This window comes from Pseudomonas sp. KD5, from assembly GCF_012932895.1.
Lineage (GTDB): Bacteria > Pseudomonadota > Gammaproteobacteria > Pseudomonadales > Pseudomonadaceae > Aquipseudomonas.
In genome coordinates, this window is sequence record NZ_JDWJ01000010.1 from 84,301 (window position 1) to 102,764 (window position 18,464).

Below are 18,464 nucleotides of genomic sequence, written 5' to 3' on the forward strand. Positions count from 1 at the left end.
AAATGCTAGCTTTGCGCCAGCATTTACGAGAGTTCGTCAGCCGTTACGCCATTTTTCCTACGGCAGCCTCGGCTGGTGTCCGGGGGAAAACCATTGCAGCCACGAAGGTCAACGCCGCAATACTCGCCAATATCAGGTAAAGGCCTACAAAACCTTGGCGCGGTTCGACGAACGAAATCAGCGGAATCGCGGTAGCACTGGCACCGAACGATAAACAGTAACGCAGCGCGAAGACTCGGGATTGCCATTGCGGCGCGACAAAGTTGGCGACCATCGCATCATTCACCGTGACCTGGCCAAACACCACGAACATGAACGCCGCACCCAGCACGATCACGGCCCAGCCGTCGACATAGGCCAACCCGAACAACAGTGGCGCCTGGCACAGCGTCAACACTATGAACGGCCATTTCAGACTGAAACGATGCAAGACCCGGCCGATGCTCAACTGCGCCACGGCGCCGAAGGCATACGCCAGGCTGACTACGACGCCAAGGATTTGCGGTGAAGTAAACAAATCGTGCAGGCGTTCCTGAAACAATTTCGGATAGGTCATGGTCGTGGCGTTGAACACCACACCGCCGGTCGCGGTGGCCAAGGCCAGTACGCCGAACACCATGACCATGGAAATCCGCTGGCCAGCCGCATCTTTGAGCGGTGTGTGCGCACGCTTGGGGATCGGTTCTTCGCGCACCTGAAACGCGAAACCGATGCCCAGCCCAATCGCCACCACGCCAGGCAAAACGAACGCCGAACGCCAGCCGAGTTGCGCCACCAGCAACCCGGTGATCAGCGCCGAAAACGCCACGCCAAGGTTGCCCCACATGCCGTTGATACCGATTTCACGGCCCCGGTTCTGCGCGTAAGCCACCAGCATCGCGGTGCCCACCGGGTGATAGATCGCGGCGAAAATACCGATCAGCGTCAGGCCGAGTACCAGCATCGGTGCGCTGCTGCTCACGCCGGTAAAGATCGCCGAAGCGCCAATGCCGAAAAAAAACACCAGCATCATTTTCCGTCGGCTCCAGCGATCCCCCAGCCAGCCGGCCGGCAGCGAACAGGCGCCAAAGGCAATAAAACCACCGAGAGACAGGCCGATCAGCGCGGCGTAGTCCTGCGCGAAGGCCTGGGTCATGCCGAGAACGGCGGCGGGGAAAATCAGCATGAACATGTGATCGACCACATGAGCTGCGTTGATATAGCGGAGGACATTTCTGGACTGGTTCATCGCGGCACGCTTACGTTGTAGTGAGCGGCTTATGCTAAGTTGGCGAAAAAGAGTAATTCTGACAACAAAGTCATTGGATCTGACATGTTAATCAGCCATTTCCTGCACGGGCCGGTCAGCGCCTATCCGCGAGATTACGTGGACGGTGCTCACCAGGAACTGCATCAACACCGCGAAGCTCAGTTGCTGTACGCCGTTTGCGGCACCATGCGAGTGGTCACTGCGCAAGGTGCCTGGGTCATTCCACCAACCCGAGCCGTGTGGATTCCACCATTGGTGGCGCATGAAATTTTCATGTCGGGCGAGGTGCGCATGCGTTCGCTGTTCATTGCCCCCGAACTGTCGCCGCCAACGCTGCAACAGTGCTGCGTGCTGGCCGTCACGTCGCTGCTGCGCGAGCTGATCCTGCGCGCGGTGCAAGGTCCGCGACACGCGAAAAACTCATTGATTCAGCGGCTGATGCTGGAAGAAATCGCCAGCCTGGAAAACCTTCCGCTACACATTCCAATGCCCGAAGATCGACGCCTGCTGGGCATCTGCCTGGCGCTGATGCGCGCACCGGAGCACTCCAACACCCTGGAAGACTGGGCACAGCAGGTCGGCGCCAGTTCTCGAACTTTGGCGCGGCTGTTCCAGCAGCAACTGAAGATGAATTTCAATGCCTGGCGCCAGCAACTGCGCCTGATGGAAGCCCTGCCGCGTCTGCTCGCCGGGGAAAGCGTGCAGAGCGTGGCACGCGATCTGGGCTACGGCAGTGCTCGGGCGTTCAGCGCAATGTTTCGCCGTTTGCTCGGGGAAAACCCTCGGGAGTACCTGAACGCGCTGAACAAATTGAGCGAACTCAATCCCCCGTAGACGCTCAGCACTGTCAATGCATCTCGGTGAACGCGAGTTTCACGCCGATGGCGATCAGCACCGCGCCCATCGTCCGGTCGAACCAGTGGCCCATGCGGGCGAAACCGGCGCGCACGCGTTGTTGACTGAACAACATCGCCACCAGGCAAAACCAGAGCGCCGTTGCCGCTGCCAGATAGATCCCGTAACCGGCCTGTACCGCCAGCGGCGTGTGCGGGTTGATCACCACGGTGAACAGCGACAGGAAAAACAGCGTGGCTTTCGGGTTCAGGCCATTGGTCACGAACCCCGCAGTGAAGGCGCCCCGCGCGGTGCGCTCACCCGCTTCCTGGTGCAGATCGTCAGCCGCAGGTTTGGCCGGTTGCGCGCGCAGGGCCTTGTAGCCGATGTACAACAGGTACGCGGCAGCGGCCCATTTCAAGGCGTTAAACAGCACGATCGACTGGGACACGATCAGCCCGATCCCCAACAGCGAATAACCGACGTGCAGGAAAATCGCCGAGCCAACGCCCAACGCCGTCCAGGTCCCGGCACGGCGCCCGTGGGTCACGCTCTCACGCACCACCACGGCGAAATCCGGGCCGGGGCTGGCGACAGCCAGCAGGTGAATCAGGGCAACGGTCAAGAACTCTGTCCAGTACATGGGGGCTCCTTTTGGCCAAGCGTAACTGTTTGTTTCATCTGGTAGGCTCGGCAGATTACGCCTTCAGTTCAATGCACAAAAGGTACAGTTGATGACGAACTCTCGCCGCGCCGTTTTCCTCGACCATCCGTCCCTGGACCTCGGCGATCTCGACCTCAGCCCACTACGCGAGTGCTTCAGCGACTTGCAGCTGTTCGCCCAGACCACGCCTGCGCAGGTGATCGAACGCCTCAAAGGCGCCACTGTCGCCATCACCAATAAAATCCTGATTGATGCGGCGGCCATGGCGGCCAGCCCCGAGTTGAAGTTGATCCTGATCACCGCCACCGGCACTAATAACGTCGATCTGGCCGCCGCCCGCGCCCACGGAATCACTGTTTGCAATTGCCAGGGTTACGGCACGCCGTCGGTGGCTCAGCACACAATCATGTTGTTGCTGAACCTGGCGACGCGCCTGGGCGACTATCAAAAAGCTGTCGCCGAAGGTCGCTGGCAACAGGCGAAACAGTTCTGCCTGCTGGATTACCCGATCGTCGAACTCGAAGGTAAAACCCTCGGTTTGCTCGGCCACGGTGAACTGGGCGGTGCCGTCGCGCGGCTGGCAGAAGCGTTCGGCATGCGCGTCTTGCTGGGGCAGATTCCGGGCCGCCCTGCCCGCCCGGATCGCTTGCCGATGGACGAACTGCTGCCGCAAATCGACGCCCTGACCCTGCATTGCCCGCTCAACGAACACACCCGACACTTCATCGGTGCCCGTGAACTGGCCTCGATGAAGCCCGGTGCTTTCGTGGTCAACACCGCGCGCGGTGGCTTGATCGACGAACAAGCATTGGCCGACGCCCTGCGCAACGGCCACTTGGGCGGCGCGGCCACCGACGTGTTGAGTGTCGAACCACCGACTGCGGGCAATCCGCTGCTGGCCCAGGACATTCCACGGCTGATCGTCACCCCGCACAACGCCTGGGGCAGCCGCGAGGCGCGGCAGCGAATCGTTGGCCAGTTGACGGAAAACGCTCAGGCTTACTTCAGCGGTAAAGCGCTGCGGGTCGTCAGTTGATAAACTGCGGCACTTTTTTTCAAGGAGCAGAGTATGGATCCGCGCAGTGAAGTACTGCTTCGTCAGGCCGAGTTGTTCCAGGGTTCGGTGCTGCTGGCCGGTTTGCCCGCCGACGACTTGCTGGGTCGCCTGCCCGATGCCCACGGCTGGTGCTGGCACGCCGGCGATCAAGCAGCACTGGACGCCCGTTTCGCCGAGCGCAGCCATTTTGGCGTGAATGCGCCCGAGCGCGAATTCGACAGCGCCGTGGTGTTTCTGCCCAAGTCCAAGGACCTGACCGACTATATCCTCAACGCCCTCGCCTCTCGTCTGGCCGGTCGTGAGTTGTATCTGGTCGGCGAAAAACGCAGCGGCATCGAAGGCGCGGCCAAGCAGCTGAACCCCTTCGGCAAACCACGCAAGCTCGACAGTGCGCGGCATTGCCAGCTCTGGCAGGTCACCGTGGCCAATGCGCCAGAAGCCAAGTCGCTGGAAAGCCTGGCCCAGACCTATGAACTGCCGTTGGCCGAAGGGCCGTTGAAAGTCATCAGCCTGCCGGGCGTGTTCAGCCATGGTCGACTGGATCGCGGCAGTGCCCTGTTGCTGGAGCATCTGGACAAACTGCCTAGCGGCCACTTGCTGGACTTCGGTTGCGGCGCAGGCGTGTTGGGGGCGGCGGTCAAGCGACGTTACCCGCACAACCAGGTCACCCTGCTCGATGTCGACGCGTTTGCCGCCGCCAGCAGTCGCCTGACCCTGGCCGCCAACGGTCTGGAAGCGGAAGTGCTGACCGGTGACGGCATCGACGCAGCGCCCATGGGCTTGAGCGCGATTCTGAGTAATCCACCGTTCCATGTCGGCGTACACACCGACTACTTCGCCACAGAGAACTTGCTGCGAAAAGCGGCTAAACATCTGAAAAACGGCGGTGAATTGCGCTTGGTAGCAAACAGTTTCCTGAAGTATCAGCCGCTGATCGAAGAGCACTTGGGCGCGTGTGCGATCAAGGCTGAAGGACAGGGTTTTAGAATCTACCGGGCCAAGCGTGGCTGAAAACGCTTTTGCAAAAGAGGGCTTGCCCTATCGGATTTGCCTAGGCAGAATCCGCTCCGTCCTAGGGGAGTAGTCTCCCACGAGCGCCATGCTCGTCCGGCATACGTCAACATACTTGGTCCTCAGACCATGGCGTATGCGACCCACGCGTCCGCATCAGACGGATCGCAGGGTTTGACAAGACCTATGACACGAACACCTTACCCGGGGCGGGAAGGCTGTACGTGTCATAGCCGTGTCGACCCGCCCCTTAGGAAAACCCTGATGATGCTGGACTCTCTACTCGTTCCCACCGCAATCGTTGCCTTGGCCGAAATCGGCGACAAGACGCAGCTGCTCGCGCTCATTCTCGCTGCCCGCTTTCGCAAACCCTGGCCGATCATCGCCGGCATCATCGCCGCAACCCTGGCCAACCACGCGGCGGCCGGTGCGGTAGGCGCCTGGTTCGGCAGTTTCTTCTCGAATGCGACGCTTCACTGGATCCTCGCCGCCAGCTTCGCCGCCACCGCGTTGTGGACCCTGGTGCCGGACAAGATGGACGAAGACGAAGCCAGCACCGCCCGCAAGTTCGGGCCGTTCCTGACCACGCTGATTGCGTTTTTCCTCGCGGAGATGGGCGACAAGACTCAGGTCGCGACCGTGATGCTCGCCGCGCAATACCCGGATCTGTGGCTGGTGATCCTCGGCACCACCGCCGGGATGTTGATTGCCAACGTGCCGGTGGTACTGGCGGGCAACTTTGCGGCGGAAAAACTGCCGCTGACTTTGATCCGTCGCCTGGCGGCGTCGGCATTCTTCATCCTGGCGATCGTCGCGGTGTACAAGGCGATGCAGAGCAGTGGCTGGGTTTGAGACGACAACCCGATCATTCCCACGCTCTGCGTGGGAACGATCACTTACTCAGGATTTCCTGGCTCTCTCGTACAACGGCATGACTTTCGGAATCGCCGCCTGCAACGACGCAATCCGACTGGCCGACGCCGGGTGAGTGCTCAAGAACTCTGGCGGCGCGCCTTCCGAGGCTTTGCTCATTTTGTTCCACAGGGTGATCGCAGAGTTCGGGTTGTAACCGGCGCGGGCGGCCAGCTCGAGGCCGATCAAGTCAGCTTCGTTTTCGTTCTCGCGACTGTTGGGCAAGGTCATGCCGTATTTGGCCACGGTGTCTGCCAGGGCCAGGCTGTCCTGCCCCAGACCGAGCAACGCACCGGCGCCCTGCTTGGCCATTTCGAGACCGTAAGCCCTGGACATCGCTTCACGGCTGTGCTCGCGCAAGGCGTGAGCGATTTCATGGCCAATGATGGCGGCGATTTCGTCATCAGTGAGTTGCAGGGTGTCGATCAGCCCGCTGTAGAAAATGATCTTGCCGCCAGGCCCGCAGGAGGCATTCAGCTCGTCGCTCTTGATCAGGTTCACTTCCCATTGCCACTGGGCCGAATCCGGACGAAACACCGGTGCCTGGGCAATCAGGCGATTGGAGATCGCCTGGACTCGCTTCGCATTGTTACTGGATTTATCCAGCACGCCTTTGGTGCTCGCCTCCCCGATGGTCTGTTGATAAGACTGGGCGTACATCTGGTTGACCTCGGAGGTCGACAACATACTGAACATGTATTGCGTGCGCTCAACGCCCACAGCGCCACCGTTGGTGGTGTTGACCGACTGACAACCGGCAAGCAGCAGACTTGCACTCAGTGCACACAAAACCAATGTCTTACTCATCAAGAAGCTCCCTGGAAACATGCCGCGTATCCTAGGTGGGGATTTGTATCGGCGCTAGATACAACGGACGTGTAGCACGTACATTTCAGACAAAGCCCCGATCACCGTAGGAAAAAATTCACACAACAGCGTCCGCCGCGGCTGATCACGGCCAGCAATGATTCATTTACGACATCCAGCACTCTAAAACAGCCAATTCGTTACACCTGGCTCATGCCCCACCGCCCCAGTGCCGATACAGCTCTGCAGACGTCCTCTTGCGTGCGGAGCACCCATGAAATTCAAGTCGATCCAGTTTTCCGTTGCCGCCCTGGCCGGCGCCATTGTGCTCAGCGTTGTCGCAGCCCTGGTGCTGTACGCGCTGTTTTCCGGCGCCCGGACCCAAGACATGGTCCAGCAACGGACTCAGGCGCAGTTCGAGCAAGTCATCGAACAGCGCCTGACGTCGCTGGCGCAAACCCAGGTCAGCCAGATCCAGCGCGAACTCGAAGCGCCGCTGCTGATTGCCGGCGGTCTGGTGCGGGTCAACGCATTGATCGGCACACCGGGCGCCGACGGCCAGCCGCAACTGAGCCTGAGCCGTGAGCAACTGATCAGCCTGATCAAGGAAAACGTCGCCCGGAACCCGAAAATTCTCGGCACCTACATTGGGTGGGAAAAAAACGCCCTCGACCACAACGATGCGGCCTACGTCGACACCAAAGTAGTCGGCATCGACGCCAGCAACGGGCGCTTCCTGCCATGGTGGTTCCGTAACGAAGACGGCAGCCTGGGCCTGGACAAACTGGTGGACGTCGACGACCAGAAAACCCTGTCCACCGGTGTGCGCGCCAGCGAGTACTACCTGTGCTCCAAGGAAACCAAAAAATCCTGCGTGATCGATCCGGCGCCCTACAAGGTTGGCGACAAGATCGTCATGCTCGCATCCTTCATTGAACCGATCATGCTCAACGGCGCGTTCCAGGGCATCGTCGGCGCCGACCTGTCGGTGAACTTCATCCAGGAAATGCTCCTGGGGGCGAATCAGAAACTGTACAGCGGCGCCGGGGAAATGGCCCTGATCGGCGGTAACGGCCGAATCGTCGCCTACACCAAAGACCCGAGCAAATTCGGCGAAAAAGTCAGCGACATCCTCGACAGCAAACAGATTGCCAACATGGCCAATCTCAAGCGCGGCGAAGTGACTTACACCGTCGACAAGGCCCAGGGCCGGATCGAGTTGTACCTGCCCTTCGGCATCGGCCAGACCGACGCCCGCTGGACCTTGATGCTGCAACTGCCGCTGAACGCGGTGATGGCCGACCTGCAAAAACTTCAAGGTGACCTGGACGCACAGCGCAAGTCCGACACCTTTGGCATGGCCATGGTCGGCTTGCTGATCGCCGGCATTGGTTTGTTGGTGATCTGGCTGGTGGGCCACGGCATTGCCCGGCCGCTGAAGCAGATGGTGACCATGCTCGATGACATCGCCCAGGGCGAAGGCGACCTGACCCGCCGTCTGACCAGCGACCGCAGCGACGAACTGGGCTCGATCGCCAAGGGCTTCAACACCTTCCTGGCCAAGTTGCAGGCGATGATTACTCAAGTGGTGACATCGGTGCAGAGCGTCAGCGATTCGTCGGAACACACCGCCGACATTGCCATTCGCACCAACATCGGTGTGCACAAACAAATGGCCGAGATCGATCAGGTCGCCACCGCCGTACACGAAATGACCGCCACCGCCCAGGACGTGGCGCGCAACGCCACCCAGGCCGCGCAAGCTGCCAGTCATGCAGATCAGGCGGCGGCGCAAGGCATGCAAATCGTCCGGGATACGTCGAATTCGATTGGTGTGTTGGCCATCGAAATCGGCAAAGCCGTCAGCGTGGTGCAGACCCTGGCCAAGGACAGCGAAAACATCAATGCGATCCTGACGGCCATTCGCGGCATCGCCGAGCAGACCAACCTGCTGGCCTTGAATGCGGCCATCGAAGCGGCGCGGGCCGGTGAACAGGGCCGGGGTTTTGCGGTGGTGGCCGATGAAGTACGCAACCTGGCGCAGAAAACCCAGAAGGCCACGGAAGAAATCCAGACCATGATCCAGCAACTGCAGCAAGGCACCCGCGATGTGGTGCGGGTCATGGAAGACAGTCAGAACCGCACCGATGAAAGCGTGCAGCACGCGGCGAAAGCGGCCGAAGCGCTGGAAACCATTACGCAAGCGGTGTCGGTGATCAACGACATGAACACCCAGATCGCCAGCGCCGCCGAAGAACAGAGCGCGGTGGCCGACGACATTAACCGCAACGTGATCAACATCGGGCAAGTAGCCAATGAAGTGGCCGGTGGCGCGGATGAATCGAGCGCAGCGAGTGCGGATTTGACCAAGTTGGCGGAACAGCAGCGCCGGTTGATCAATCAGTTCAAGGTTTAGGGTTCAATGATCGTTCCCACGCAGAGCATGGGAATGATCATTACGCGCTCAGCCCGGGGTCAAACACTCCGGCCCATTGAGCTTCGGATCATTCACCATGTTCGCCAGCACCCGCTCGCGCAGCGCCGCGGGTTCGCTGGCCAGCAGCGCTTGCAAGGCATGTAGCGGGGTTTCAGGATTGAGCCAGGCTTCCTGCCCCGCCGCATCGAGAATCAACGGCCGACGCTGACTCGAAGCAGGTTGGGTGATCACCGCCGTACTCAGCCATACATGCTCTTGCACTGGGTACGCCTCCCAGATCGCTGCGAAGTACAGCGTCGAGCCCTCCCCCGGCGTCAGCCAGTACGGACGTTTGCGCGTAGTGCCGCGCCACTCGTAAAAACCATTGGCCGGCAGCAGACAACGGCGCAGGCGCAAGGCTTCGCGAAACATCGGCTGTTCGGCAACGGTTTCGGCACGGGCATGGGCCGGCGTGCGGGACAGGTCGGTCAGCCACGGCGGCGTCAGGCCCCAGCGGGCGCGGGCCAACTCACGCTGCCCATCTGCACCGGCACGCAGCATCAACACCGAATCGTTGGGAGAAATATTCCACTGGGCCTGCTGATCGGCGGGAAATCCGGGCAGGGCCGCGAAGGCGGGGTTCCAGCGAAACAGGGCATAACGTCCACACATGGGGCAATACGACTCTTGATCAAACGAACGTCAGCCTAACAGACCAGCGTGCCGGGAAAGCTGTCCGGTTCATCGCCGGACAGCGGCAGCGCGGCATTGTACGCGGCGATCAGTTCCCGCGCGTATTGCGCCTGGTCGTTATCGACCGATACACCCAGCAGGCCGAATATCGGCAATTCCCCGGTACCGCCGATCAAATCCCGGCCCACCAGATGCGCCTCGATACCTTCACTGGCCAGCATACTTAGCAGCAATTCGCCTTCCATCAGATTTTCCGGCTCATAGATACGCTGCATGGGTGACCCCCTTCATTCGTTTTCGCTGTAGACGTCGAGGTGCCATTCCTCGCCGTGAACCTGCAAGACAAAGGTAATGGGACGACAACACACCGGACAATCCTCGATATAGGTCTGATCACCGCCAGACAAATCCAGAACAGCCTCGACTTCTTCACCGCAATACGGACATTCATACTGCGCAGTTTCCAGCATCGCGGTCTCCCAGGTGACTTGTGCGTATAATCGCCGGTCTATTTGCAGGGCTATTTTCGTCTGACTACCTTTCAGACCATGCCCCGTTGGTTTTCGATCAATACCTTTACTTACCCTAGCCGTTTCTAACAAGAGAGCATGATGGGCGAATTCGATGCCATCCGACCTTACGACGACAGCGAAGTCCCAGCGGTGCTGGCACGGCTGCTCGGCGACAAGGCGTTTCTAGATATCCTCACCCACTTCCGCTTCCCGCGCTTTGCCGGTGCCTTCGGCTGGATGCTCAAACCTCTTATAGCGCATCGGCTGCGCCGTGAGTTCGCCGACGTCACGTCGGTGGCCACGTTGCAGGACAAAGTCGAGTTTTACGTCGACCACACCATCGAGCGCGCCACGGACGGGGTGACCTACACCGGCGTGGAGCAATTCAAGTCCGGCAGTGCCTACCTGTTCATCGCCAACCACCGCGACATCGTGATGGACCCGGCCTTCGTCAACTACGCCGTGTACCACGCCGGCCTGCCGACCCCACGCATCGCCATTGGCGACAACCTGCTGCAGAAGCCTTTTGTCAGCGACCTGATGCGCCTGAACAAGAGCTTCATCGTGCACCGTTCGATCACTGGTCGACGCGAGAAAATGGCGGCGTATCAATTGTTGTCGGCCTACATCAATCACTCGATCCGCAACGATTGCGCCTCGATCTGGATTGCTCAGGCTGAAGGCCGGGCCAAGGACGGCGACGACCGCACCGAGTCGGCGATCCTCAAGATGTTCCACATGAGCCGCAAGGACGAGCCGTTCGGCGAAGTCATCCGCTCGCTGAACCTCACCCCGGTGTCGATCAGCTACGAATACGACCCCTGCGACCAGGCCAAGGCCCGCGAGCTGTACATCCGCGCCACCACCGGCACCTACACCAAGGCGCCGGGCGAGGATGACGTGAGCATCGCCAAGGGCATTACCGGCTACAAAGGCCGGGTCCACGTGAACTTCGCCGCGCCGATCACCGAACTGTTCGAAGACACCAAGCAATTGGCGATCGAAATGGACAGGCAGATTCTGGGCGGTTACCGGTTATTCCCGGTGCATTACCTGGCGTATGCGCAGTGGAAAGACGCCGACCCGCAATTGCAGGTGCCGAAAGCGGCCGAGCTGTTTGCGGCAGATGAACTGGCCAAGGCTCAGGAAGAATGGCAGCGTCGACTGGAAGCTTGCCCCGAGGATCATCGTCCGTTCCTGGTGCTGCAATATGCGATGCCGGTGCGTAATCAGTATCGGGTCAAGGCCGGGTTACCTCTTTAGGGTAATGGCTGGATACGACAACGGCGCCTTGTGGCGAGGGGGCTTGCCCCCGTTCGGCTGCGCAGCAGTCGTAGAACCGATGGCAGCGGGCATGTCAGAAAGACCAGCGATTGCCATTTCAGGGCTGCTGTGCAGCCCAACGGGGGCAAGCCCCCTCGCCACAAGTTACCGCGTCGCGATTAGACGCGAGTACTGACCCACGACACCAGCAACGCCATCCCAAGGCAGGCAAAACCGAAGCGGTAGAAAAACCGGTTCATGCGCAAGGTCGCCCAATCGAGGGTTGGCTCTTCGCTGGGCCTGCTCTGGCGCTGGGCTTCGATACTAGCCATCGCGCGCTGTTCACGACGACGGGTGGCGTGCAGCAACCAGCCGCCCGGGCAGGCGAACAGCAAGGCCAGCAGGTTGATCAATTTGGCGGGATGAGCGGTAAAGAGCGAAATCAATTGCAGCGACATCACAAACCTCAGGCAGAACCAGTGTGGCAGACGCCCAACCGACGACCGCGGCGCGAATTCTACCGAAAGCGCACCGGCCTGCCCCGGCTTTCCGACAAATAACGAAACCATTTGACCGATAGCTGTCCTGTGTCACGGCGCCGTCATCTGAATCCGCCAGTCTGTCGCCCTTCGAAACCGACACGGACCGCGTCATGCTCCACGCCGAAAACCAGGATCGTCTTTACCTCATTGCCCAAAGCGACGAACAACAAACCTTAGTCGGCAGCCTCGCCTTCAACGTACAGGACCGGCATTGGCTGGTGTATTGCGCGTTGGGCGGGCATCAACATGCGGATTTGCCGGAGACGGATTTGCTGACCGGGGTGAGTGTTCTGGACTTCTATTCGCAAGCGGCTTGATTTCCCTTGCTGGAGCGGCAGGCACAAAAAACCCGGCGCCATCGCTGGCACCGGGTTCTTTAAACAAGCTGCAAACCGTTACTCGCCAAGCACCTGACCAATCGTCGGGTCCTTGAACAAGCGGGTCAACGCATCACTCAGCACATCACTGACCAGCTTGGTATTGGTTTCCTGATTCGGCGCCATGCCAAAACGCTGATCCAGCGACGCGCCGTAGCGACCGCTGTAACGACGGTTGGCATTCTGCACATCGGAACGGAACGTCGCGCCAATTGTTGCTTCAGTCACATACAAACCTTCTTTGGGCGACTGATACTTCAGCTCGGCCAGGGTCACCGTCAATTGCGGCGCATTGAGCGCATTGGCCGTCGGCGTGAAGCCCAGCAACCGCACGGCCGCCTCAGCCTGAGCCTGCAGCTTCGGCAGAATCTGCGCGCCCTGCACCGTGATCGCACTGGTCTCCGGGTACAGACCGCCACGGGTCCCCAGGGTTGGCGATGGACGACCGTCCACCACACGCACCACCACCGGCTGACCATGGCCGATCGGCGCCAACTGAGCCGTCAGCTTGGGTTCCGGGTTCAGTTGTTGCGGGCTGTGGGCGCAGCCGACGAGGGTCAAACTGGTCACAGTGATCAAACCGAACAACAGGCGTTGCAACATGCTCTTCTCTCCAGAATCAGGCAACTGACAATGCCCGCAGTATAGCGGTGCGCCACTGCGGCGAACTAGCTTCGCGCAACGATTACTGAAATCTCTGACAAACCCGGCGCAGCGCGGTTCCTGTCACACCTTTGTCACCGCCCGCTGGCAACCTTTATGGCAGTCACCCCAAAAGGTACGTTGCCATGCGTTTTCTCATCTCCCTGTTCGCGCCACGCCCGCTGCACCGCAGTTTCGCTCTGCTCGACCACAATGGCCACTGCCAGGCCTTCAAGCAGTGCAGCCTCCAGCCCATGGGCGATGGCTGGGTCGAAATCGAAGAAATTCGCCTCAACTGGCTGCACCATCCCCTGCCCGCCAGCGCCCGTGTCAGCCAGCACCCGCCACGTGCACGCGCGCAGCAACTGCTGACCACCTGACCGGACACCTAATAAAAGTCATTAAACACGACCATTTCCCTGCGTTTCTTAGATACAATCTCCCCCCGATTATAAGGACGTCTCCTGATCGGGCCTCGCAGCATCGTTAATGCCTCGGTATTGACACCCCCGAACCGCCCACAGAGAGCCGCCCACACAGATCGAGTGAAGCTGGCGAGCTTGCTGTTTCTCAAGCAACCCCCCCACTTTTCGCGAATCTGCAGAGCTGTCATTACGCTCGGTCACTGAGCTGTTTGCCCGTTTTTGCCGCCCATGCATCCCATGGCGGCAATCCATCCGGGCGCGGTGCCAGGCTGGGACAGCCCTTTTTTGAGGTTCACGTCTTCAAAAGAGCGTGAAAAAAACGGGTTTTCACAACTTCACAAGAGTGTGGCGAGCAAATGAATAGTTTTGCGTCTGAACATGCACCATTAGCGTCTACAACAGCCCAACGACACAGGACCGAGTACTCCTCGAACACCGGAGCCTGAAGCCTGTCCGCTACGGATTTGGTTGCACAAACGGATGTCTCGACCATAAGTCGAATTGCCAGCCGCGTGCCGAAATGAGTTCATGTGACTCTTGAAGCCAGGCCGCATGCATCCGTCGAAGTTGCGAAAAATTGCGAAGATTCGGACATGGCGATCCTGGCCATGGGTACCTGGGGCATCACTGACACGCCCCGTCACTCCTGGCAGCTATGCCGACAATTTGGTGCTGCAGATTTTGGAGACGCGTTAAATGGCGCATAACGAAGCAGTCGACGTAGTACTGGTTGGGGCCGGCATCATGAGTGCCACCCTCGCTGTACTGCTTAAAGAGCTCGACCCCGCGATCAAGCTGGAAGTCGTCGAGCTGATGGATTCCGGTGCCGCGGAAAGTTCCAATCCGTGGAACAACGCCGGTACCGGTCACGCCGGGCTGTGTGAGCTGAACTACACGCCGCAGGCCGCTGACGGCACCGTCGACATCAAGAAAGCCGTGCACATCAACACCCAGTTCGAGGTGTCGAAGCAGTTCTGGTCCTACCTGACCAAGAAAGGCACCTTCGGTTCGTGCAAATCGTTCATCAGCCCGGTGCCGCACCTGAGCTTCGTGCAGGGTGAGAATGGCGTGTCCTTCCTCAAGGAACGCTTCAAGACCCTGAGCAAGCACCATGCCTTCTCGGACATGGAATACACCGAAGACAAAGCCAAGATGGCCGAGTGGATGCCGCTGATGATGCCGGGCCGTCCGGCTGACGAAGTCCTCGCCGCCACCCGCGTGATGAACGGCACCGACGTCAACTTCGGCGCCCTGACCAACCAACTGCTCAAGCACCTGACCAGCGCGCCCGATGCCCAGGTCAAGTACTGCAAGCGCGTCACCGGCCTGAAGCGTAACAACGGCGGCTGGACCGTCAGCATCAAGGACGTCAACAGCGGCAATACCCGCGAAGTCGACGCCAAATTCGTCTTCCTCGGCGCCGGCGGCGCGGCACTGCCGCTGCTGCAAGCGTCGGGCATCGAAGAAAGCAAAGGCTTCGGCGGCTTCCCGATCAGCGGCCAGTGGCTGCGTTGCGACAACCCGGAAGTGGTCAAACACCACCAGGCCAAGGTCTACAGCCAGGCCGCGGTCGGTTCGCCACCGATGTCCGTGCCGCACCTGGACACCCGAGTGGTCGATGGCAAGAAGTCCCTGCTGTTCGGACCTTATGCCGGTTTCACCACCAAGTTCCTCAAGCACGGTTCGTTCATGGACCTGCCGATGTCGGTCCGCGCCGGTAACATCGGCCCAATGCTGGCCGTGGCCAAAAACAACATGGACCTGACCAAGTATCTGGTCAGCGAAGTGATGCAGTCGATGGAGCAGCGCCTGGAATCCCTGCGTCGCTTCTACCCTGAAGCGAAAGCCGAAGACTGGCGCCTGGAAGTGGCCGGCCAACGGGTGCAGATCATCAAGAAAGACCCGAAGAAAGGCGGCGTTCTGCAGTTCGGTACCGAACTGGTCGCGGCCAAGGACGGTTCCCTTGCCGCTCTGCTCGGCGCCTCGCCAGGCGCCTCGGTGACCGTGTCGATCATGCTGGAATTGATCGAGAAGTGCTTCCCGAACAAGGCCAAGGGCGAGTGGGCTGCCAAACTGGCGGAAATCTTCCCGGCCCGGGAGAAAGTCCTGGAAACCGACGCTGCGCTGTATCGCAAGATCAATGCGCAGAACAACGTCGCACTGGAACTGGTTGAAGCAAGCAGCGAAACCCAAAGCTACGCTTGATTCAGCCGCATAAAAAACGCCCCGTCCTCATTGAGGGCGGGGCGTTTTTTTATATGCGGTGAAACAATCTTGTGGCGAGGGAGCTTACTCCCTCGCCACAAATTCCAGTGCCTGACGTTAACCGCGAGCCTTGTCGATCAACTCGATGTACTCGGCCGCGTTACGTTGATCCTGGATCAGGGCCACGAAGTCATTGCCGTGCTCATCCTTGCCGTCCAGATCGTAGCCGGCTTCGACAAAGAACGTCAGAAAACGCTCGAAGTCATCGATGCGCAGGCCGCGGTATGCCTTGATCAGTTTGTGCAGCGACGGTGAAGTGGCGTCGACCGGCTCGAAATCGAGGAACAGTTTGATCTGCGCATCGCCGATCTCGTCACCAATCACTTGCTTCTTATCTTTACGCATTGCCGACTCCAGCTCGCAGACATTTCACAGGGCGGGCAGTTTACCCCTGCCTTGATGCCGGGCTCAACGCGGACGAACGCTACCGGTGTGCAGATCGGCCCAGATATGGCCATTGGCGTAACTCAGAAACTGGCAATACACCGTTTCGTTGCGCAACAAGTCGATCACCACCCGGTACTGGGCCAACGGGTAATAGAGCGTTAGCGTTTTGCTTTTGTTGTCGTAGATCGGCTTTTTCAGGCTTTTGCTTTCGCCATCGAAGTTGACCAACACCTGGCTGATAGTCGCGCCCTTATTCAAGGGTTTGCCCTTGAGGCGGATCAGCAACGGTGAGGTGACCGGGATCGGTTGTTGGTTGGACTGACGTTGGCTGCCGAGGACCACTGAATACTCGGTGACCTGCAACAGTTGTTGCTGCTCGGGTTCCGCTTCACGCAGAGTCAAGTCGTCCGGGGGCAAAAACTGCACATGCATCGGTGCCGGGGCAGCGGCCAGGGGTAGGCTGAAGACCAACATCAGGGCGGCGCAGCTGCGGATCAAAAGACTCATGACAGGCTCCAGGGACGAGGCCGAGCACTCTAGCATGATGATCAATCGGGCGAATAACCGATCCAGATCAATACTCTCGAAGACAAGGCTGGGCATACTGAAAGAGCCTTCAGCCCTAATTCGACGGCGTGCCGTCTACTGTGGAGTCCCTATGCCATTCTCCATCCCCCCGTTATTCGCCGCCTGGCGTCAAACCCTGCGTGCAGGTTATAGCCTCAGACGCTTGCGCGGCGACATCAGTGCCGGGGTGACGGTAGGGATTATCGCCATTCCCCTGGCCATGGCCCTGGCGATTGCGGTGGGAGTAGCGCCCCAGCAAGGTTTGTATACGGTGCTGATCGCGGCCCCACTGATCGCCCTGACGGGAGGCTCGCGCTTCAATGTCAGCGGGCCGACAGCCGCGTTCGTGGTGATACTGCTGCCGATCACCCAACAATATGGCCTGGGTGGCCTGCTGCTTTGCACCATGCTCGCCGGGGCCATCCTGATTGCCTTGGGGCTGATTCGGGCCGGGCGGCTGATTCAGTACATTCCTTATCCGGTGACCCTGGGCTTTACCGCCGGGATCGGCATTGTCATCGCCACACTCCAACTAAAGGATTTGCTGGGCCTGAGTACCACCGGGCATGCCGAACATTACATCGAGCAATTAGGTGCGCTGCTCCAGGCGTTGCCCAGCGCCCGTCTGGGGGACGGGATCATCGGTGTTATGTGCCTGGTGGTTCTGATCGTCTGGCCGCGGTTTGTGCCAAGGGTTCCGGGGCATCTGGTGGCACTGGCCGTCGGCGCAATGTTGGGGCTGGCGCTGGAAAGCGGCGGGTTACCGATTGCGACGCTGGGCGAGCGCTTCAGCTATATCGTCGATGGAGTCAGCCACCCCGGTATTCCGCCGTTTCTGCCGAGCTTCGACTGGCCGTGGAATTTGCCGGGGCCCAATGGTCAGCCGCTGCATTTGTCTTATGACCTGATCCGCCAATTAATGGCGCCAGCGTTCGCCATTGCCATGCTTGGTGCCATCGAATCGCTGTTGTGCGCGGTGGTGGCCGATGGCATGACGGGCAGCAAACATGACCCCAACGCCGAACTCCTGGGTCAAGGCATTGGTAATCTGGTCGCACCGTTGTTCGGCGGTATTACCGCCACCGCGGCGATTGCCCGCAGCGCCACCAACGTACGCAGCGGGGCGTTTTCGCCATTGGCGGCAATTATCCACAGCGCGGTGGTGCTGCTGGCGATACTCGTCCTCGCCCCGCTGTTCAGCTACTTGCCAATGGCCGCGCTGGCGGCATTGCTTGTGATGGTGGCGTGGAACATGAGCGAGGCCCGGCATGTCGTGCACACCTTGCGCATTGCACCACGCAGCGATGTGCTGGTCTTGCTGACCTGCCTGAGCCTGACAGTGCTGTTCGACATGGTGCTGGCCGTTGCCGTTGGGCTGTTGCTGGCCGCCGGGTTGTTCGTCAAGCGCATGAGCGACCTCACGGACACCGCCGAACTGCCTCGAGAGTTCCATCAAGCCTTACAGGATTTGCCGGAGCATGTTCGTTGTTATGCGATACGCGGGCCGCTGTTTTTCGGTGCGGCGGAAAAAGCCCTGGGCGTGCTGCGCAAATTCAGCCCGGAGGTCAAAGTGGTGATTGTCGAGATGAGTGCCGTGTCCATGCTGGACATGACGGCGCTGGCGGCCTTCGACAATATCCTCAGGGATTACCGCACCGACGGCATCGGCCTGATTCTGGTCGGGACGGCTGCGCGCGTGCGCCTGAAACTCAGGCGCGCGGGCATCCATCGGGAACAGCGTCAGTTGGCTTACGTGAACAACCTGGAACAGGCTCGACGCAAAAGCGAACGCTGGCTCGCCGGACAGGACTGAATGCGCAGTTCAAGTGAACTGCGCACGG

20 protein-coding genes, 1 pseudogene and 1 riboswitch are annotated in these 18,464 nt (G+C 59.9%); of the genes and pseudogenes, 11 read left to right on the top strand and 10 right to left on the bottom strand.

The window, feature by feature from the left end; translation table 11 throughout:
- Positions 1-43: 43 nt before the first annotated feature.
- Positions 44-1,228: an MFS transporter gene (locus AF70_RS21720; RefSeq protein WP_028939852.1), complete on the bottom strand. Its 1,185-nt coding sequence runs from the start codon at positions 1,226-1,228 to the stop codon at positions 44-46.
- Between the two features lie 84 nt (positions 1,229-1,312).
- Here AF70_RS21720 and AF70_RS21725 point away from each other — a divergent pair, with 84 nt between their 5' ends.
- Positions 1,313-2,083, top strand: coding sequence for a helix-turn-helix domain-containing protein (locus AF70_RS21725; RefSeq protein ID WP_028939853.1), 771 nt, complete (start codon positions 1,313-1,315; stop codon positions 2,081-2,083).
- A 13-nt stretch (positions 2,084-2,096) separates the two neighbouring features.
- Here the strand turns inward: AF70_RS21725 and AF70_RS21730 are convergent, their stop codons facing one another.
- Entirely contained in the window at positions 2,097-2,726 is a 630-nt protein-coding gene (locus AF70_RS21730; protein WP_019582369.1) for a LysE family translocator, read from the bottom strand.
- Positions 2,727-2,817: 91 nt separating this feature from the next.
- Here AF70_RS21730 and AF70_RS21735 point away from each other — a divergent pair, with 91 nt between their 5' ends.
- The 3 genes from AF70_RS21735 to AF70_RS21745 all read left to right on the top strand — a co-directional run bounded on the left by AF70_RS21735 (position 2,818) and on the right by AF70_RS21745 (position 5,667).
- On the top strand, positions 2,818-3,783 hold the full coding sequence (locus AF70_RS21735; RefSeq protein ID WP_028939854.1) for a 2-hydroxyacid dehydrogenase: 966 nt from the start codon (positions 2,818-2,820) through the stop codon (positions 3,781-3,783).
- A 33-nt stretch (positions 3,784-3,816) separates the two neighbouring features.
- Entirely contained in the window at positions 3,817-4,815 is a 999-nt protein-coding gene (locus tag AF70_RS21740; RefSeq protein WP_019582371.1) for a class I SAM-dependent methyltransferase, read from the top strand.
- Between the two features lie 52 nt (positions 4,816-4,867).
- Positions 4,868-4,990: riboswitch (yybP-ykoY riboswitch) on the top strand.
- Positions 4,991-5,082: 92 nt separating this feature from the next.
- Positions 5,083-5,667: a TMEM165/GDT1 family protein gene (locus AF70_RS21745; RefSeq protein WP_026331939.1), complete on the top strand. Its 585-nt coding sequence runs from the start codon at positions 5,083-5,085 to the stop codon at positions 5,665-5,667.
- A gap of 48 nt (positions 5,668-5,715) precedes the next feature.
- Here AF70_RS21745 and AF70_RS21750 read toward each other — a convergent pair whose 3' ends face one another.
- Complete coding sequence (locus AF70_RS21750; RefSeq protein ID WP_019582373.1) at positions 5,716-6,534, bottom strand: M48 family metallopeptidase; 819 nt, start codon at positions 6,532-6,534, stop codon at positions 5,716-5,718.
- Between the two features lie 1,363 nt (positions 6,535-7,897).
- On the opposite strand from AF70_RS21750, the pseudogene AF70_RS30085 reads away from it, so the two are divergent.
- Positions 7,898-8,095 (top strand): annotated as a pseudogene (locus tag AF70_RS30085) (HAMP domain-containing protein); the annotation flags it as partial.
- A 111-nt stretch (positions 8,096-8,206) separates the two neighbouring features.
- Positions 8,207-8,950 carry a methyl-accepting chemotaxis protein gene (locus tag AF70_RS30090; RefSeq protein ID WP_371929209.1) on the top strand — a complete coding sequence of 248 codons (744 nt, stop codon included), beginning with the start codon at positions 8,207-8,209 and terminating at the stop codon, positions 8,948-8,950.
- 48 nt (positions 8,951-8,998) lie between these two features.
- On the opposite strand, the gene AF70_RS21760 is transcribed toward AF70_RS30090, so the two are convergent.
- From AF70_RS21760 to AF70_RS21770, 3 genes are read right to left on the bottom strand one after another with little or no spacing between them, the layout of a single operon-like run.
- Complete coding sequence (locus tag AF70_RS21760; protein WP_028939856.1) at positions 8,999-9,622, bottom strand: SOS response-associated peptidase; 624 nt, start codon at positions 9,620-9,622, stop codon at positions 8,999-9,001.
- A gap of 35 nt (positions 9,623-9,657) precedes the next feature.
- Positions 9,658-9,918 (bottom strand): putative signal transducing protein, encoded by a 261-nt coding sequence (locus AF70_RS21765; protein WP_007939795.1) that lies wholly within the window; start codon positions 9,916-9,918, stop codon positions 9,658-9,660.
- 12 nt (positions 9,919-9,930) lie between these two features.
- Positions 9,931-10,113, bottom strand: a complete 183-nt coding sequence (locus AF70_RS21770) for a CPXCG motif-containing cysteine-rich protein (RefSeq protein ID WP_018929594.1) — start codon at positions 10,111-10,113, stop codon at positions 9,931-9,933.
- A 138-nt stretch (positions 10,114-10,251) separates the two neighbouring features.
- Between AF70_RS21770 and AF70_RS21775 the strand changes: the two genes are divergently transcribed.
- Positions 10,252-11,418 carry a 1-acyl-sn-glycerol-3-phosphate acyltransferase gene (locus AF70_RS21775; RefSeq protein ID WP_032831027.1) on the top strand — a complete coding sequence of 389 codons (1,167 nt, stop codon included), beginning with the start codon at positions 10,252-10,254 and terminating at the stop codon, positions 11,416-11,418.
- 179 nt (positions 11,419-11,597) lie between these two features.
- Here AF70_RS21775 and AF70_RS21780 read toward each other — a convergent pair whose 3' ends face one another.
- Positions 11,598-11,876: a hypothetical protein gene (locus AF70_RS21780; RefSeq protein WP_007939791.1), complete on the bottom strand. Its 279-nt coding sequence runs from the start codon at positions 11,874-11,876 to the stop codon at positions 11,598-11,600.
- Positions 11,877-12,070: 194 nt separating this feature from the next.
- On the opposite strand from AF70_RS21780, the gene AF70_RS21785 reads away from it, so the two are divergent.
- Positions 12,071-12,277 carry a hypothetical protein gene (locus AF70_RS21785; RefSeq protein WP_018929592.1) on the top strand — a complete coding sequence of 69 codons (207 nt, stop codon included), beginning with the start codon at positions 12,071-12,073 and terminating at the stop codon, positions 12,275-12,277.
- Between the two features lie 78 nt (positions 12,278-12,355).
- Here AF70_RS21785 and AF70_RS21790 read toward each other — a convergent pair whose 3' ends face one another.
- Positions 12,356-12,940 (bottom strand): YajG family lipoprotein, encoded by a 585-nt coding sequence (locus tag AF70_RS21790; RefSeq protein ID WP_007939787.1) that lies wholly within the window; start codon positions 12,938-12,940, stop codon positions 12,356-12,358.
- Between the two features lie 185 nt (positions 12,941-13,125).
- Here AF70_RS21790 and AF70_RS21795 point away from each other — a divergent pair, with 185 nt between their 5' ends.
- Positions 13,126-13,359 carry a hypothetical protein gene (locus AF70_RS21795; protein ID WP_028939858.1) on the top strand — a complete coding sequence of 78 codons (234 nt, stop codon included), beginning with the start codon at positions 13,126-13,128 and terminating at the stop codon, positions 13,357-13,359.
- 741 nt (positions 13,360-14,100) lie between these two features.
- The gene (gene mqo, locus AF70_RS21800; protein ID WP_018929589.1) at positions 14,101-15,609 is read left to right on the top strand and encodes a malate dehydrogenase (quinone); all 1,509 of its coding nucleotides are present in this window, start codon (positions 14,101-14,103) and stop codon (positions 15,607-15,609) included.
- Positions 15,610-15,726: 117 nt separating this feature from the next.
- On the opposite strand, the gene AF70_RS21805 is transcribed toward mqo, so the two are convergent.
- Together AF70_RS21805 and AF70_RS21810 are read right to left on the bottom strand one after the other, a co-directional pair.
- A complete protein-coding gene (locus AF70_RS21805) occupies positions 15,727-16,014 on the bottom strand; it encodes a PA4642 family protein (protein WP_018929588.1) in 288 nt (95 codons plus the stop codon).
- Positions 16,015-16,077: 63 nt separating this feature from the next.
- A complete protein-coding gene (locus AF70_RS21810; protein ID WP_019582378.1) occupies positions 16,078-16,563 on the bottom strand; it encodes a hypothetical protein in 486 nt (161 codons plus the stop codon).
- Between the two features lie 151 nt (positions 16,564-16,714).
- Here AF70_RS21810 and dauA point away from each other — a divergent pair, with 151 nt between their 5' ends.
- Positions 16,715-18,436, top strand: coding sequence for a C4-dicarboxylic acid transporter DauA (dauA, locus tag AF70_RS21815; RefSeq protein ID WP_028939859.1), 1,722 nt, complete (start codon positions 16,715-16,717; stop codon positions 18,434-18,436).
- Positions 18,437-18,464: the final 28 nt, after the last annotated feature.

Coding starts and splice junctions, on each gene's coding strand:
- AF70_RS21720 (WP_028939852.1), bottom strand. CDS start 1,228: ATGAACCAGTCCAGAAATGTCCTCCGCTATATCAACGCAGCTCATGTG.
- AF70_RS21725 (WP_028939853.1), top strand. CDS start 1,313: ATGTTAATCAGCCATTTCCTGCACGGGCCGGTCAGCGCCTATCCGCGA.
- AF70_RS21730 (WP_019582369.1), bottom strand. CDS start 2,726: ATGTACTGGACAGAGTTCTTGACCGTTGCCCTGATTCACCTGCTGGCT.
- AF70_RS21735 (WP_028939854.1), top strand. CDS start 2,818: ATGACGAACTCTCGCCGCGCCGTTTTCCTCGACCATCCGTCCCTGGAC.
- AF70_RS21740 (WP_019582371.1), top strand. CDS start 3,817: ATGGATCCGCGCAGTGAAGTACTGCTTCGTCAGGCCGAGTTGTTCCAG.
- AF70_RS21745 (WP_026331939.1), top strand. CDS start 5,083: ATGCTGGACTCTCTACTCGTTCCCACCGCAATCGTTGCCTTGGCCGAA.
- AF70_RS21750 (WP_019582373.1), bottom strand. CDS start 6,534: ATGAGTAAGACATTGGTTTTGTGTGCACTGAGTGCAAGTCTGCTGCTT.
- AF70_RS30090 (WP_371929209.1), top strand. CDS start 8,207: ATGGCCGAGATCGATCAGGTCGCCACCGCCGTACACGAAATGACCGCC.
- AF70_RS21760 (WP_028939856.1), bottom strand. CDS start 9,622: ATGTGTGGACGTTATGCCCTGTTTCGCTGGAACCCCGCCTTCGCGGCC.
- AF70_RS21765 (WP_007939795.1), bottom strand. CDS start 9,918: ATGCAGCGTATCTATGAGCCGGAAAATCTGATGGAAGGCGAATTGCTG.
- AF70_RS21770 (WP_018929594.1), bottom strand. CDS start 10,113: ATGCTGGAAACTGCGCAGTATGAATGTCCGTATTGCGGTGAAGAAGTC.
- AF70_RS21775 (WP_032831027.1), top strand. CDS start 10,252: ATGATGGGCGAATTCGATGCCATCCGACCTTACGACGACAGCGAAGTC.
- AF70_RS21780 (WP_007939791.1), bottom strand. CDS start 11,876: ATGTCGCTGCAATTGATTTCGCTCTTTACCGCTCATCCCGCCAAATTG.
- AF70_RS21785 (WP_018929592.1), top strand. CDS start 12,071: ATGCTCCACGCCGAAAACCAGGATCGTCTTTACCTCATTGCCCAAAGC.
- AF70_RS21790 (WP_007939787.1), bottom strand. CDS start 12,940: ATGTTGCAACGCCTGTTGTTCGGTTTGATCACTGTGACCAGTTTGACC.
- AF70_RS21795 (WP_028939858.1), top strand. CDS start 13,126: ATGCGTTTTCTCATCTCCCTGTTCGCGCCACGCCCGCTGCACCGCAGT.
- mqo (WP_018929589.1), top strand. CDS start 14,101: ATGGCGCATAACGAAGCAGTCGACGTAGTACTGGTTGGGGCCGGCATC.
- AF70_RS21805 (WP_018929588.1), bottom strand. CDS start 16,014: ATGCGTAAAGATAAGAAGCAAGTGATTGGTGACGAGATCGGCGATGCG.
- AF70_RS21810 (WP_019582378.1), bottom strand. CDS start 16,563: ATGAGTCTTTTGATCCGCAGCTGCGCCGCCCTGATGTTGGTCTTCAGC.
- dauA (WP_028939859.1), top strand. CDS start 16,715: ATGCCATTCTCCATCCCCCCGTTATTCGCCGCCTGGCGTCAAACCCTG.